The following is a 14,030-nucleotide window of genomic DNA, read 5'->3' as shown; positions in this document are numbered from 1 at the left end:
GTAATCACGGTTCGTCAAATTACCTGACTGCCAGCACTTTTCAGAAATGATCACTGGTAGCGGAAGTAATACCCGCTGAGCTGGGATCAGTGGGTGGCCGGTAGCGCCGGCTGAATCCGCTCGCGCGCGGCCAGCTGACCGGTCCGCGCGAGATACCAGGCGGCGACACAGAATTCGGCGGCCACCGTGCCCCACACCAGCGTCCACACCGAGTGGGTGCGCAGGGTGAGGAGCAGCGCGGTGGCCGCCACCGCTGTTCCGATCACTGCGCCGATCATGATGCCGACGGTGTCCTGACGCACCGGCAGGATGGCGGTGGTGACGAACGAGGTGGTGGCGGTGGCGACCAGAATGCAGACCTCCACGCGCAGCATCGGCACCACGGCGCGGAAATCGTCGTCGTAGATGAGCTGCACGGCGAACGGGGCGGTCACCCAGATCCCCGCCACGGCAACGGCGGCCACGATCACGCAGGCGGCCAGGGCGCGCATCTCGTGCCGCCAGAAATTCGGATCGGTGCGCTCGCGAGCCATGCGGGGCAGCAGCGCCAGCCCGATCGGATCGAGTAGCGACTGCACCGCGCGCACGAGTTTGTCACTCGCCGAGTACAACCCGAGCGAGGCAGCGTCCAGCACCGAGGAGTAGACGGTGGCGGTGCCCTGGCCGTAGCTGGTCACGAGCAGCCGTGACGCGAGTACTGGCGCGCCGGTGCGCAGGATCATCACGACCTTGGTGGGGCGGCCCGGGCGGCCGACCCGGGTGTGGGCGTCCCGCCAGGTCAGCGCGACGGTGACCACGGACGACAGCAGCAGGCACAACAGCACCACCTCGGCGTGCGGAAGTCGCGGCAGCACCGCGACCAGCAGCACGAGGTACACCACGCGCCCGGCGATCTGATAGGTCATCGAGGCCCCGAATCTGGCCTGCCCCACCAGCAGCCAGTCCTCGGACAGGGACAGGAATCCGCCCACGAACAGCCCCAGCAGGATCATGCGCAGGTGCGGGCCGACGCCGACGGCGAGTCCGGCCGTGAGCGCCACCGCGATGATGCTCAGCCCCGCGCCCCGCACCGCGAGGTAACTCCCCCGCAGCTCGTCGAGCCCCTCCTCGTTCAGCAGCGCGGCCAGAAACGTATTGATGCCGAGGTCCACCAGCAGCGAGCCCAGAAAGTACGCCGACATCCCGATGGCAAGCAGCCCGACCCCGCTCACCCCGAGCGTCCGCGCGGTCAATGGCACGGTCACCGCAGTGACCAGGAACTGCCCGTACTTCCCGAGACTGACGAACCCGATGTCCCGCAACACCGACAGCAGCCCATCCTCGGCCACCTTCGCGCGCACCCGCCCGACCAGCGCTGTCCCCACCAGTCGCCGTCCCGCCATAGCGGTCCTCTTTCTCCCCGACCGCGCACTCCGGCCAGACCCCGAAATTCTCCTGCCCCCTCCCCACCCCCGCCACCCCAAACCCCCGACTCACCGCAAAACGTAACCCCCCATTCAAATCCATCACCCAGTCACCCGGGCTGATTCACTACGTCCGCGGCCGTCGAGTACCGCACACCCAACCACCAACCTGTGCAACGGGTTCCAACGTAGGCTCGACGACGCACCGCCCAACCGAAAGGGTGACCGATGTCCGACGACACCATGTTCAGCGTCTACGGCCGAATGACCGCCCTCCCCGGCCGCCGCGACGACCTGATCGCCTTGCTCCAGAACGGATTCCGCGCCGGTGGCCCCACCAGCGGCCTGCTCGCCTACACCATCAACACAGCTCCCGACGACCCCGACACCATCTGGCTCACCCAACTCTGGATCGACAAGCCCGCCCACGACGCAACCACCCGCTCCGAACCGGTAGCCGCCATCACCCGCCAACTGCCACCACTCCTGGCCCGACAACCCGAAGGCTGCTACGGCAACACCATCCACGCCGAGGGCCACACCCCCGAGTAACAAGAATGCCCGCCGCCTGACCGATGCCCCGGTCGGCGGACCGGCGAGCCCGGGTTCAGCTGCCGATCACCTCGTCGTGTTCCATATCGGCTGCGGGACAAGCGCATTGATCAGTCGGACGACTTCACAAGCCGTGGTCGAAACCCGTTCCACGGGAACGGGATCCGATCGGGAGCGGGTAGCGGTCCTGCTCGACGAGCTGTCGACGCCGGCGCAGGTCGCGCCGGTGAGCGTCGGCTTCGAATTCCTCGCCGCGGGCCTGGTGCCGGAGTGGGCGACCGTCCGCCGTCACATCATGACGAGTTTCGATACCTGGCGCGCGGAACAGACCTGACGTGGGTCCACAATGTCCAGAATGAAGGGGTTGCCCATCGAAAGGTCGTTCCGACGATGAAGTCCACCCGTATAGTCCTGGCCTCCCGCCCGACCGGTATGCCGCAGCCGGAGAACTTCCGCACCGAGACGGTCGAACTGGAGCCGCCGCAGCCGGGCGAGGCGCTGCTGCAGACGCTGTACCTGTCGCTGGACCCGTACATGCGCGGCCGCATGAGCGACGCGCCCTCCTACGCCCCGCCGGTCGAGATCGACGAGACCATGTGCGGCGCGACCGTCTCCCGCGTCCTCGAATCCACCGATCCCGCACTGCGGCCGGGCGATATCGTGCTGGGCTGGGGCGGCTGGCAGACGCACTCGGTCGAGCAGGTGCGGGCTCTGCAGAAACTGGACCCGAGCGCCGCGCCGCTCACCACCGCCCTCGGCGTGCTGGGCATGCCGGGTCTGACCGCGTACTCCGGTCTGCTCACCATCGGGCAGCCGAAGCCGGGCGAGACCGTGGTGGTCGCCGCCGCCACCGGACCGGTCGGCTCGACCGTCGGCCAGATCGCCAGGATCAAGGGCGCGCGAGCCGTCGGCATCGCGGGCGGTCCGGAGAAGGTCGCCCTGCTGCGCGAGCGCTTCGGCTTCGACGCCGCCGTCGACCACCGCGCCCCCGACTTCGCCGAGCAGCTGGCCGCCGCCACCCCGGACGGCATCGACGTCTACTTCGAGAATGTCGGCGGCGCGGTCTTCGACGCCGTCCTGCCCCGGCTCAATCAGTTCGCCCGAATTCCGGTGTGCGGCTTGATCGCCAACTACAACGACACCGACCTGCCGCCGGGCCCCGACCGGCTGCCGCTGCTCATGTCGAGCATCCTGCGCCGGAGCCTGACCGTGCGCGGCTTCATCGTGTCCGAGTTCGCCGGCCAGGCCGGTGAGTTCTATCCGGCGGCGGCGCAGTGGATCGCGGAGGGCAAGCTCGTCTACCTCGAGGATGTGGTCGACGGCCTCGACCATGCCGTCGCCGCGTTCCAGGGCCTGCTCACCGGCAAGAATCTCGGCAAGCTGGTCATCAAGGTCTCCGACTGACGGCCCACCCCGGACCTCCGGGACTCCCGTACAGGCGGGCGGAAGTCCCGGAAGCCGTTCTCCTACTTCATGACCGCGATGTACGGTCGCAATCCCAGGGCGATGTCCACACAGACGCCCAGCAGCACGTCCCGCTCCACCGGGTCGAGCGGGTGCTCGAGCCAGAGCCGGGTGCCCAGGATCGGGACGGGAAGCGGCTGCCCGGCCCGATCCCACCAGAAGGACTCGTCGTAGAGATCGTTCGCGATACGGCGCAGGGTCCAGCCGCCGACCGTGCGCACCACGTCGAGGCGGCCGGTCTCCTGTCCCATGCGGTCGAGCACCACGATGCGGAAGAGTTCCGGGGTCCGGGCCTCCTCCGGATCGGGTACGAAGTGGAAAAGCGTTCCCGCCGTGGATCCCACGGCGGTCGAGGTGTCGGCGCGCTGAATGGTGGCCAGCGAGGTCCCGTCGCCCCGGCTGAGCACGGTGGGCGCGGAGTCCTTGGACTCCACCCACACCACCGACCCGTCGGCGTAGGTGATGCGGTGCTTGCCGGTGCCGCCGTTCTTGAAGCCGAACAGGATGGCGGCCTTGGTCGCGAGACCATTGCCCGCGCCCTGCACCCCGGTGGCCAGCGGGTCACCGGGGCCGGCACTGAAGGTGATCTTCAGTGCGTTGCTCACCTTGTGCACGACCCGGCCCTCGATCATCGTCGAGGGGTCCTGCGGCGCTGACATCGTTCGATCGTAGGCCCGCAGGTTCGAGTCCAGCGGTGGTTTCGGCCCGGCACGCCGGGCGCGACGCGCCCCTAGCTATTGGGGAAGCCGACCTTCGCCAGCGCGGTGGTCCAGTCGGTGGCGATCGCCACCTGGGCGTCGACCAGCGCCACCTTGCCATTGCAGACCAGGGTGTGCAGCTTGGTCTCCACGCCGTCCTTGGGATTGTTCGGCCCGGCGCCCGCCTGGTGGCCCGGTGACGGCGGTTCGACCCAGATATTGCGCGGATCGTTGGGGTCGCCGCCCAGCTCCAGCGAGATCAGGTGGTCGTACTCGGCATCGCGGGGGTCGCCGGTGTAGTCGTAGGACTTGATATTGGCGGCCTTCTCCGGATTCGTGATCGACGTGTTGGGCCGAATCGAGGCGGTATAGCCCGACTTACAGATGGTGTCGGCCAGATTCGCCGCTGTCACTTTGGGATTCGTCGCGCCCGGGGTGCAGTTCGGGTCGGGCAGCGGCTGGCCGTCGGCGGTCCTGCGGTAGTGGCAGCTCCCGGGCGCGGGCTGCGCCGCCACCGTGTACGTGCCCTGGGGACCGGGGCCGACCGGAATCGTGCCCTCCTTCTCCTTGGGCGCGGGCTGCGGAACCGCTTGTGCCGGTGCATTGGCCGGATGGGTGGCCTCCCCCTTCGAGCACGCGACCGTCAAACCCAGGACCAGCAGGGCCATCGCAAGCCCTTTGTGCGCCTTCATAACTTCCCCTGCTCGAGCCGGATAGCCGCCTAATTGTGCGCTATCCCTTGGCGATCGGCCACTCGCCACGACGACACTCCGAGCAGAGATGCGGAACCCGGTTACCCGCCGGGCAATACATACCGACCGGTTATGCTGCAACGATGACAGCAGATCTGTCGCACTCCCCCGCGGCAATCCAACCGGTCGGCTCCAATGACATTCGGGCCCGCGCCCTTGCGCTGGCCGCCCTGCTGCTCGGCTCGGGCGTCCTGCACTTCCTCATGCCCAAGCCCTACGACACCATGATCCCGCCCCAGCTCCCGGGCAAACCCCGTACCTACACCCAGGTTTCGGGCGTGGCCGAGCTGGCTGCGGGCGCGCTGCTCGTGGTCCCCCGCACCCGCGGTCTGGGCGCACGCCTGGCCGCGCTGGTCTTCCTCGCCGTCTTCCCCGCCAACCTACAGCTGACCGCCGACTGGCTGCGCAGCAATCGCCCGCTGCCGCTGAAAATCGGCGCGCTGCTGCGCCTCCCGATCCAGATTCCGCTGATCACCACCGCCCGCAAGATCTACCGCGGCGTGTGACCGGGCGCGCGCCCACCCGAGTGGACCGCTGCCGCCCAGCATGAATCTGAACCGGAGCGAGTCCACAGTTGCTGATGTGTTGTCGGAGAACAGAACACATCCGTTACCATAGTCCGCGTCAGCGTGGACGAGAACCGGGACGATCACGAACAGCACCCCGAAACCGGGTGGAGCGAGGCTCTTTACGAGGGCGTTTCGAGCAATCTCACGACTGGTACCCATCACCGTCTCCAGGGCGGATGAATCCCGGCCCGGAAATGATCTGGGTTCGCGGTGAATTAGCCGGTCAGAACCGTCTCCGAACCGAGATCCGATTGCGCTGCAGTTAACAGGAAATTGACAGCTTTCGGCTGGAAATGTCTCGAGGTTCGTGTCGATCTAATTGTCTATGACCCCGATTCAGGCCCCTTCACCGCACGCACGGTGGTTCTGGATCGCGGCCGGCAGTTTCGTCGCCGTGATCTCCCTGGCAGCCCTCAGCGCTCCCACTGCGTTCGCCACGTCTCATGATCAGGCCGGTGTCGGCCAGGTCCCCGAGATCACGGCACCCAGCGCTACTGTGATTGCTCCGCACCCCATTTCGGTGACGGCCATCGCCCAGCAGATGCAGACCGCCATCCAGGCGGCCTCGCCCGGCACCAGTGTCGGCATCGACGTGGTGGACACCACCACCGGGGCGGCCATCGCCAGTCTCAATGCAGACGAGCAGTTCTACACCGCCTCGGTGGTCAAGCTACTCATCGCGCTGGACGCGTTGAAAACCCAGAACTGGCAACCGGATCCGGACACCACGACCCAGATCACCCGGATGCTGTCCACCAGTGACGACGACATCGCCGACGTGATGTGGGACAACGGCGGCAACAACGCCATCATCGATCGCATGGTCGCCGCCATCGGACTGTCCGCGACCACCGCACCGGACGACACCGCCCAGTGGGGCGAAACCCTCACCACGCCAAGGGATGTGGTCTCCGTCTTCCACTACATCACCACCGCGATCCCGGCCCCGGCCCGGGACCTGATCGTCGGCGCGCTGCACAACGCCTCCGAGACCGCCGCCGACGGCACCGACCAGTACTTCGGCATCCCCGATGCCCTCACCGGTGCGACCTGGGCGGTCAAACAGGGCTGGATGGATCTGGACTCCTCGACCACCCTGGACACCACCGGCCTGGTCTCCCCCTCCCCCGATCAGCCCTATCGCTATGCCGTGGTGGTGCTGTCCACTCAGCCCGCGGGCACCAGCTGGTCGGTGGCGGGCGCGGCCCTCACCGCCGGGGTGACCCTGCTGCACGCCGCCCTGAAGTGAGCCCGGCGCCGCCGTACCGAGCATCGTCACCGACCGAGGGCTAAGGTCGGCCGTCGGATTCGGGAGACGGAGGAGGAGCCGGAGTGGTCACGCTGTGGACGATCGCCCGCGAGTGGGGGCGTATCGGCTGCCTCGGCTTCGGCGGGCCACCCGCACACATCGCCCTGCTCCGGGACCTGTGCGTGCGGAGGCGCGGCTGGCTCGACGCGGCGGAGTTCGAGGACGCCATCGCCGCGACCAATCTGCTCCCCGGACCGGCCTCGACTCAGCTGGCGATCTATACCGCCTGGCGACTGCGCGGCACCGCCGGGGCGCTCGCCGGCGGATGCTGTTTCATCGCACCGGGTTTGGCACTGATCCTGGTCCTGGCCGCGGTCTTCCTGGCGGCGGGCAGCCCGGTGTGGGTGCGGGGCGCCGCGGCCGGGGCGGGCGCGGCGGTCGCCGCCGTCGCGGTGCATGCTGCGATGGGCCTGCTTCCGGCCGGCTGGAGGCGCGCGGGCAACGGCCGAGCCGCTCGGGCCCGCTGGATCTCCTATGCCGCACTGGGAATCGTCTCGGCCGCAGTCCTGGGACCTTGGCTGGTACTGGTCTTGATCGGGGCCGGGCTGGTCGAGGTGGGGATACGCGGCGGCCTGTCCCCGAGCCGGGTATCCGCGTGGCCGCTGGCACCGGCGGCCGGGCCGGCCACCGGCGGCCTGGCAGCGCTGTGCTGGGTGGCCTTCAAGGTGGGCGCGCTGTCCTACGGCGGGGGTTTCGTCATCATTCCGCTCATGCAGGCCGATGCGGTCGACCGCTACGGCTGGATGACCGGAGCGCAATTCCTCAATGCCGTTGCGCTCGGCCAGATCACGCCGGGCCCGGTGGTGCAGACGGTGGCGGTGGTCGGGTACGCGGCCGCGGGCGTACCGGGCGGATTGCTGGCCGCCGCGGTCGCTTTCGCGCCGTCGTTCGCCTTCGTGCTGGCCGGCGGCAAGTACTTCGACCGGCTGCGGGCCGACCAGCGCGTGCAGGCGTTCTTCACCGGTGCCGGACCCGCGGTCATCGGGGCGATCGCGGGTTCCGCGATCCCGCTCGCCCTTGCGCTGCACCACCTCTGGCAGTTCGCGGTGCTCGCGGCTGCCGCGGCGTGGCTATTGGCGGCGCGGCGCGGTGTGGTGAGCGCCCTGCTGGGCGCCGGCGCGCTCGGGGTGGCCGCGGCGCTGGCAGGCCGGCCCGTCGGCTGAGGTGCGTCAGACCGTGATGCCGAGCGCTCCGGCGACCGCGCGGGTGAGGTGGTCGGTCACCTGGGCGGGGCTCCAGTGGCGGTGTTCGGTGAGGTCGTAGACCACGCGCTCGTCGAAGATGGTGATCCACAGCAGCACCGCGTAGGTGAGGTCGTATTCGGCGGTCTTGCCCTGCCGTGCAAGGGCATTGAGCACCTCGGCGAGCATGTCGTGCAGGGCGGTGATGGATTCGTCGCCGTCGGCCAGCCGTTCGATGAAGCCCCGGGAGCTGCGGATGTAGCGCACGGCCGGACCCCACTGCCCGGCCTGGTCCACCCAGGTGCGGCAGCAGCGGTGGAAGCGTTCGACCGGATCGGGGCCGGCGTCGACGGCGGCCAGCGCCTGCACCAGATGTTCGATGGCGCGGCGATGGAAGGCCTGCAGGGCGTCCTGCGGGGTCGGGAAATGCCGGTACGCGGTGGCCACGCCGACACCCGCCGCGGCGGCGAGTTCCGGGATGGAGAAACCGATCCGGCCCGCCTCCAGCAGGCTCTGGACCGCGTCGACCAGCAGCACGCGGCTGCGCTGGGCGTCACTGCGGGTGTTCACGGGCACGCCTCCATCCTGCGCGAGCGCGACGTGGTGTCGGTGCACGGCACTCGAGTAGAGAAGTTCTTCTCAGTTTCGTATTCTCTAACAGAGAAGATCTCCTCATTTAGGAGGCCGGGATGCGGGCAGCCGCACCGGGGGCGCTGCTGGTGCTGATCATGGCGCAGCCGAACATGGCGACCGGGATGATGCCGTACTACCGGCACGCCTGGACGCTCGCACCCCTGCTCATCACCGTAATCTTCGCCGCCTACCTGTTCGCACTGACCCCGGCGCTCGCACTGGTGGGTACGCCGCCCACCCGACGGGGCTGGTGGTGGCGCATCGGGGTGGGCAGCGGGTTCGGCATCGCCGCGGATGTGGCCATGGCAGTGGCACATTCGCCGTGGCCGGTGGTCGCCGCGCGGATCTGTGCGGGGCTGTCGGTGGGGTTGGTGACCGGCTCGCTGGCCGGATTGATCCTGGAACGCAAGGGCGAACGCGGGCGCACGGCCATGGCGGTGGCGACCGTGCTCGGCTCGGCGCTGGGGACGCTCGCGGCCGCGGTCGTGGCGCAGTATCTGCCCGCACCCGGGGTGACCGTCTATCTGGGGCACGCGATAGTGCTCGCGGTAACCGCGATGGCGGTGCTGAGCGATCGTGCGGCGCGACCGGCGGCGATCGCCGGTCGCGCCGCCGCGGCTCCCGAGACCGTCGAACCGCGAATCGCCGGATACCTCAGCGGCATTGCCGCCTGGGTGTCGGCGGGACTGGTCGTCGCCCTGCTGCCGAGTTACGGTGCGGAGCTGCTGGGCACGACGAATCTCGCCCTGCCGGCGCTGCCCGTCACGCTGTATCTGGTGAGCGCCTGGCTGGCGCAGCGCCTGGTCGCGCCGGCCAGACTCGCCGCTGAACCCGTTGCAGCGCAGTGGATCATCATCGCCGGGGTCGCGCTGGCGGCGGCCGTGTCCTGGCTGCCCAGCCTGGCGCTGCTGCTGTGCGGCGGCGCGGTGGCCGGCTTCGGGCAGGGCATCGCCTATCGATCCGGACTCCGGATCGTCAGTGCCGCAACATCTCCCGACCAGCACGCTCGGGCCGCCGCACGCTTCGCCGGCGTGGCCTACGCGTGCGCGGCGGTCGCGACGGTGGGCTTCGGAGCCATCGCGACCGTGGCGTCCATGCGCGACGCGGTGCTCGCCGCCGCGGTCGTCCTCGTTCCGGTAGCCATGACCACCGCAGTCGTCCGTCGGCGCGCAACGGCGCGCGCCACGGACTCCGTTCCCACTCCGCAGATCTCGACAACCGCATAACTCTTCCGCCGCATATTCGACGCATCGAATGGAACGGCACAATTGATCGCGCGCGAATTCCGATCGCGCGCAATTACGCATGCCCGCAATGCCTTACGTTGACGAAAACTCCAGAATTCGACGAAACGAAGTCGTTACGCGAGTTCACCGCCACATAAACTCCGGCCGTTTCACTGGAATACATCAGCTCCAAAGACATTCTCTCCGAATGGATTCCAGAAATGGCAGCACAAACTCGGGCCGGCGTGACTCCGGCAACCCCGGCCGCCGACGGAACGCTCACCCGCAGTCTCGGGCGGGTGGACCTCATCGCCATGGGCGTCGGCACCATCGTGGGCGCGGGCATCTTCGTCACCACCGGCATTGCCGCCGCGACCAAGGCGGGACCGGCCATCGTCCTGTCGTTCGTGCTGGCCGGGGCCATCTGCGCACTGGTGGCGCTGTGCTACAGCGAACTCGCGTCCATGACGCCGCTGTCCGGCAGCGCGTACACCTATACCCGCGGCACGCTGGGCGAGGTGCCCGCGTTTCTGGTCGGCTGGAATCTGCTGCTCGAATACGCCGTGGCGGCGTCGGCCATCGCCATCGGCTGGTCCGGATTGTTCGGGGCCGCCCTGGATTCCTTGTTCGGAGTGACACTGCCCAAGGCGATTTCCGCGGGCCCCAGTGACGGTGGCGTCATCAATCTTCCGGCGGTCCTCATTGTCGCCGCGCTGATCGGTGTGCTCGTGTTCGAGGTCAGACTCACCGCAGTCGTGGTGAAAACTCTGGTGGCCTTGACCATCGGCGTCCTCGTCCTGGTGATCGCGGTGGGCACGCCCCATCTGCATCCCGGCAACTGGTCGCCGTTCCTGCCCTTCGGCGTGCACGGCATCGCGGCCGGCGCGGCGCTGGCGTTCTTCGCGTATCTCGGTTTCGATGTCGTCGCCACCTCCGCCGAGGAGACCCGCGATCCGCGCCGTGATCTGCCCTGGGGGATCATCGGCTCGGTCGTCATCGCCACCGCCCTCTACGTGGCGGTCAGCGCTGTATTGACCGGTGTCGCACCGTATTCCACCCTCGGCAATGCCGCGCCGGTGGCGACCGCGCTGGCCGCCGCGGGCGCCGGGTGGATCGGCAAGGTGATCCTGGTGGCCTCGGTGGTCGCGCTCACCAAGGGACTGCTCATGGTGTGCTACGGCCCGACCCGCCTGGTGTTCGCCATGAGCCGGGACGGCATGGTTCCGAAGGCGCTGTGCCGCACCGGTTCCCGGGGCACACCGGTCCGGCTGAGCCTGCTGCTCGGCACGGTCGTCGCCGCGGTGGCCGGGCTGCTCCCCATCGGCACGGTGGCGGAGCTGGTCAATATCGGCGCGCTGTTCGCGTTCGTGATCGTGGCCGTGGGCGTGCTCGTCCTGCGCCGCACCGCACCCGACCGCCCGCGTCCGTTCCGGGTTCCCTTCCTGCCCGTGGTGGCTGTCTGCGCCATCGCCGGGTGCATCTGGCTGGCAACCACATTCGAGGCACTGACCTGGTTGCGGTTCGTGATCTGGAGCGCGGCGGGAGTCGCACTGTATCTGTTCTACGGTCGCAGCCACGCGACCGCCGCTCCCGGCCACACCGCCACTGCGCTCGATCCGACCCAGGTGCCCGATCCGACCCCGGCACCCGATCCCACCCCGGCGATGGCCGAATCGAGCGCAGCGACCACTACCGCGACGGTGACCACCGGAGGTGCCGCGTGACCGCGCAGCTCGACAGCTTCTACCCGACCCGCGTCGACTTCGGGACCCTCGACGAGATCCATCGCGCGGCCGCGACCGCGCTGCCCGCCGACGTCCTGGACTTCATGGAGGGCGGCGCGGGTAAGGAGATCACCCTGCGGGAGAACCGGCTCGCCTTCGACCGCTGGCGCATCCTGCCCGCACCGATGAGCGGGGTGGGCGCGCCCTCCACCCGCACCGAATTCCTCGGAATGCCCCTGGAGACACCGCTTCTCACCGCACCCTTCGGCGGTGACGCGCTGTTCCATCCGGACGGGCATCCGGCCGTGGCCCGGGCCGCCCAGGCCCGGGGAGCGCTGTCCGTCGTGCCGGAGGCGGGCAGCTTCTCCTATCAGCGGGTACGCGCCGCAGCACCGCGCGCCGCCCGGATTGCGCAGGTGCATCCCTTCGGGCACGCGGCCGCGGTCGCGGACCAGGTGGCGCGACTGGGCTACGACGCGCTGTGCGTCACCCTCGACTGCCCGGTCGGCGGCTTCCGCACCCGCAATATGGCCAATCGCTTCGACCCCGATCAGCGGCACTTCGGCGGGAATCTGACCGGCGAGGACGGAGCTCCCGGCGTGGCGGAGATCTTCGGGCAGCTGCTCAAACGCGGTGGCATGGTGTGGGATTGGGCCGAGCTGGCCGACGCCGCCACCGGGTTCGGGCTGCCCTGGATCGCCAAGGGCGTGCTCACCCCCGCCGCGGCCGAACGCGCCCTGGCCATCGGCGCGAGCGCCCTGGTCGTCTCCAATCACGGTGGCCGCCAAGTCGATCCGGCCCCGGCCAGCCTGGATATGCTGCCGCGCATTCGCGCGGCGGTGGGCCCGGAGACACCCATCCTGCTGGACAGCGGCATCCGCACCGGCAGCGATGTGTACCTGGCGCTCGCACTGGGCGCGGACGCGGTGATCCTGGGCCGCGCGGCCATCTACGGCCTGGCCGCGGCCGGGGAGGCCGGAGTGGATCGGGTGCTGGAGCTGCTCACCGAGGAGCTGCGCACCCTGATGATCCTATCCGGCGCGGCCACCCTCGCCGAGATCGACGCCACCCGGATCATGCGAGCCGCCCCGTGAGCGCATTCCCGTTGTCCCGCACCGCGGCCGGGCTCGTGTTCACCTCCGGCCTGGCCGCCGTCGACCTGGACACCCTGACCGTCACCACCGCATCCTTCGAGGGCCAGACCGCCGAGGTCTTCCGGCAGCTCGACGCCGCCCTCACCGCGGCGGGCAGCGGCCGCGCGCACGTGCTGCGGCTGGACTGCTATCTGTCCGATCGCCGCTGGTTCCCCGGCTGGAACTCCGCCTTCCGCACGCATTTCCCGACGGCCGCACCGGCGCGGATCACCACCGTCACCACCCTGCCCATCGACGGGCTGCTCATCGAAATCCAGGCGATCGCCGTCGCCACCGCTCAGGAAGATCGATCATGACCGCAGTCACCCCGCTCGTCCAACCGCAGTCCGCCCTCGGCGATTTCACCATCCGAGACGTCATCGAGGGCCAGACCGCCGGCCAGCTCATCGTCGCCGCCGACGACTGGGGCTGGTGGGTCACCTTGCTCGGCGGCGACACCGTCGCGCCCACCACCGGCATCCAGCAGACCGTCGCCGAGGGGCTGGTGCGCGCCGGCTTCCTGCTGCGGCGCGGGCGGCGCTACCAGCTCACCCACACCGGCCACGATGTCGGCAAGAACCGGGGCTTCGTGCGGGTGGCGGTGCGCGGGTGGGAACCCACCTTCCGGCAGCTGTCGGACAGCCCGCACCGCGAATACATTCCCGCCGCCACCGAACCCGGGGAGGTGGCTCGCGGCTGCACCGATATCGCGCGGCGGCGGCCGGAGATCTTCGCGGCCATCGGGCACGCCATCGCGGCCGGAACACCCGGCTGCACCATCGATCTCGGCTGCGCCGACGCCGGCCGGGTGCTCGCGCTGGCCGGGATCGCCGAGCGGGAACGGTTCCTCGGCGTGGACATCGAGGACGGTGTGATCGCCTCGGCCACCGCCGAACTCACCGCGCGCGGGCTCGGCGACCGCATCACCCTGCTCGCCGGATCGGTGCAGCCCGAACCGGAACCGCCCGCCTGGCTGGCCACCGTCGACCGTGATGCCGTCACCACCGCCATGTCGTTCTTCCTGCTGCACCAATTGGCCAGCGACGGTGACGGCATCGCCGCGGTGCTGCGCGGCTGGATGGACTGGTTCCCCAACCTGCGGCGGCTGGTGATCGGCGACGGCTACCTGCTCGAGGCCCCGTATTGGACACAGCAGCCGTGGTTCTCGCCCACGTACGAGATCTATCACGCGGTCACCGGCGTGCGACTGTGGACGCGCCAGGAGTACGAGCAGGCCTTCGCCGAACTCGGCTGGACCGTGCGGCGGCGGCTCGAGGATCACACCATGCTGGTGACCAGCATTCTGGAACGCGACTGACCCGAATTCCCCGGCCAGCGGCCCGTCCGGCTTCGCGCATGGCCGCGGTCGGCCCGGGGTAGGCTCGC

15 protein-coding genes are annotated in these 14,030 nt (G+C 69.3%); 11 read left to right on the top strand and 4 right to left on the bottom strand.

What is annotated here, in order from left to right; translation table 11 throughout:
- Positions 1 to 86 precede the first annotated feature (86 nt).
- Positions 87 to 1,382 carry a lipopolysaccharide biosynthesis protein gene (locus ACFXIV_RS27120; protein ID WP_379405583.1) on the bottom strand — a complete coding sequence of 432 codons (1,296 nt, stop codon included), beginning with the start codon at positions 1,380 to 1,382 and terminating at the stop codon, positions 87 to 89.
- Between the two features lie 249 nt (positions 1,383 to 1,631).
- Between ACFXIV_RS27120 and ACFXIV_RS27115 the strand changes: the two genes are divergently transcribed.
- The 3 genes from ACFXIV_RS27115 to ACFXIV_RS27105 all read left to right on the top strand — a co-directional run bounded on the left by ACFXIV_RS27115 (position 1,632) and on the right by ACFXIV_RS27105 (position 3,359).
- A complete protein-coding gene (locus ACFXIV_RS27115) occupies positions 1,632 to 1,955 on the top strand; it encodes a putative quinol monooxygenase (RefSeq protein WP_379405581.1) in 324 nt (107 codons plus the stop codon).
- Between the two features lie 133 nt (positions 1,956 to 2,088).
- Positions 2,089 to 2,289 (top strand): hypothetical protein, encoded by a 201-nt coding sequence (locus ACFXIV_RS27110; RefSeq protein WP_379405579.1) that lies wholly within the window; start codon positions 2,089 to 2,091, stop codon positions 2,287 to 2,289.
- Between the two features lie 56 nt (positions 2,290 to 2,345).
- Complete coding sequence (locus ACFXIV_RS27105) at positions 2,346 to 3,359, top strand: NADP-dependent oxidoreductase (RefSeq protein WP_379405577.1); 1,014 nt, start codon at positions 2,346 to 2,348, stop codon at positions 3,357 to 3,359.
- Positions 3,360 to 3,421: 62 nt separating this feature from the next.
- On the opposite strand, the gene ACFXIV_RS27100 is transcribed toward ACFXIV_RS27105, so the two are convergent.
- Positions 3,422 to 4,078, bottom strand: a complete 657-nt coding sequence (locus ACFXIV_RS27100; protein ID WP_379405575.1) for a hypothetical protein — start codon at positions 4,076 to 4,078, stop codon at positions 3,422 to 3,424.
- A gap of 71 nt (positions 4,079 to 4,149) precedes the next feature.
- Complete coding sequence (locus ACFXIV_RS27095) at positions 4,150 to 4,809, bottom strand: hypothetical protein (protein ID WP_379405573.1); 660 nt, start codon at positions 4,807 to 4,809, stop codon at positions 4,150 to 4,152.
- 143 nt (positions 4,810 to 4,952) lie between these two features.
- On the opposite strand from ACFXIV_RS27095, the gene ACFXIV_RS27090 reads away from it, so the two are divergent.
- From ACFXIV_RS27090 to chrA, 3 genes are all read left to right on the top strand, one after another.
- On the top strand, positions 4,953 to 5,375 hold the full coding sequence (locus tag ACFXIV_RS27090; protein WP_379405571.1) for a hypothetical protein: 423 nt from the start codon (positions 4,953 to 4,955) through the stop codon (positions 5,373 to 5,375).
- Positions 5,376 to 5,832: 457 nt separating this feature from the next.
- Complete coding sequence (locus ACFXIV_RS27085; RefSeq protein WP_379421339.1) at positions 5,833 to 6,687, top strand: hypothetical protein; 855 nt, start codon at positions 5,833 to 5,835, stop codon at positions 6,685 to 6,687.
- An 83-nt stretch (positions 6,688 to 6,770) separates the two neighbouring features.
- Positions 6,771 to 7,910: a chromate efflux transporter gene (gene chrA / locus ACFXIV_RS27080; protein WP_379405567.1), complete on the top strand. Its 1,140-nt coding sequence runs from the start codon at positions 6,771 to 6,773 to the stop codon at positions 7,908 to 7,910.
- A 6-nt stretch (positions 7,911 to 7,916) separates the two neighbouring features.
- Here chrA and ACFXIV_RS27075 read toward each other — a convergent pair whose 3' ends face one another.
- Positions 7,917 to 8,498 (bottom strand): TetR/AcrR family transcriptional regulator, encoded by a 582-nt coding sequence (locus ACFXIV_RS27075; RefSeq protein ID WP_379405565.1) that lies wholly within the window; start codon positions 8,496 to 8,498, stop codon positions 7,917 to 7,919.
- 119 nt (positions 8,499 to 8,617) lie between these two features.
- On the opposite strand from ACFXIV_RS27075, the gene ACFXIV_RS27070 reads away from it, so the two are divergent.
- From ACFXIV_RS27070 to ACFXIV_RS27050, 5 genes are all read left to right on the top strand, one after another.
- Positions 8,618 to 9,787, top strand: coding sequence for a hypothetical protein (locus ACFXIV_RS27070; protein ID WP_379421338.1), 1,170 nt, complete (start codon positions 8,618 to 8,620; stop codon positions 9,785 to 9,787).
- A 221-nt stretch (positions 9,788 to 10,008) separates the two neighbouring features.
- Positions 10,009 to 11,511 (top strand): amino acid permease, encoded by a 1,503-nt coding sequence (locus tag ACFXIV_RS27065; RefSeq protein WP_379398779.1) that lies wholly within the window; start codon positions 10,009 to 10,011, stop codon positions 11,509 to 11,511.
- Complete coding sequence (locus ACFXIV_RS27060) at positions 11,508 to 12,605, top strand: alpha-hydroxy acid oxidase (RefSeq protein WP_379398777.1); 1,098 nt, start codon at positions 11,508 to 11,510, stop codon at positions 12,603 to 12,605. Before ACFXIV_RS27065 ends, ACFXIV_RS27060 begins: the two co-directional genes overlap by 4 nt.
- On the top strand, positions 12,602 to 12,961 hold the full coding sequence (locus ACFXIV_RS27055; protein ID WP_379398775.1) for a RidA family protein: 360 nt from the start codon (positions 12,602 to 12,604) through the stop codon (positions 12,959 to 12,961). The genes ACFXIV_RS27060 and ACFXIV_RS27055 overlap by 4 nt, the downstream gene beginning before the upstream one ends.
- The gene (locus tag ACFXIV_RS27050; RefSeq protein ID WP_379398773.1) at positions 12,958 to 13,962 is read left to right on the top strand and encodes a hypothetical protein; all 1,005 of its coding nucleotides are present in this window, start codon (positions 12,958 to 12,960) and stop codon (positions 13,960 to 13,962) included. Before ACFXIV_RS27055 ends, ACFXIV_RS27050 begins: the two co-directional genes overlap by 4 nt.
- Positions 13,963 to 14,030: the final 68 nt, after the last annotated feature.

It is taken from the genome of Nocardia sp. NPDC059236 (assembly GCF_042754085.1).
Lineage (GTDB): Bacteria > Actinomycetota > Actinomycetes > Mycobacteriales > Mycobacteriaceae > Nocardia.
This window is presented reverse-complemented; position numbering and strand designations above follow the sequence as displayed.

Bases quoted from the DNA above. Each gene is read 5' to 3' on its own strand.
- ACFXIV_RS27065 (WP_379398779.1), top strand. From the start codon at position 10,009: ATGGCAGCACAAACTCGGGCCGGCGTGACTCCGGCAACCCCGGCCGCC.
- ACFXIV_RS27090 (WP_379405571.1), top strand. From the start codon at position 4,953: ATGACAGCAGATCTGTCGCACTCCCCCGCGGCAATCCAACCGGTCGGC.
- ACFXIV_RS27105 (WP_379405577.1), top strand. From the start codon at position 2,346: ATGAAGTCCACCCGTATAGTCCTGGCCTCCCGCCCGACCGGTATGCCG.
- ACFXIV_RS27100 (WP_379405575.1), bottom strand. From the start codon at position 4,078: ATGTCAGCGCCGCAGGACCCCTCGACGATGATCGAGGGCCGGGTCGTG.
- ACFXIV_RS27095 (WP_379405573.1), bottom strand. From the start codon at position 4,809: ATGAAGGCGCACAAAGGGCTTGCGATGGCCCTGCTGGTCCTGGGTTTG.
- ACFXIV_RS27070 (WP_379421338.1), top strand. From the start codon at position 8,618: ATGCGGGCAGCCGCACCGGGGGCGCTGCTGGTGCTGATCATGGCGCAG.
- ACFXIV_RS27115 (WP_379405581.1), top strand. From the start codon at position 1,632: ATGTCCGACGACACCATGTTCAGCGTCTACGGCCGAATGACCGCCCTC.
- ACFXIV_RS27050 (WP_379398773.1), top strand. From the start codon at position 12,958: ATGACCGCAGTCACCCCGCTCGTCCAACCGCAGTCCGCCCTCGGCGAT.
- ACFXIV_RS27120 (WP_379405583.1), bottom strand. From the start codon at position 1,382: ATGGCGGGACGGCGACTGGTGGGGACAGCGCTGGTCGGGCGGGTGCGC.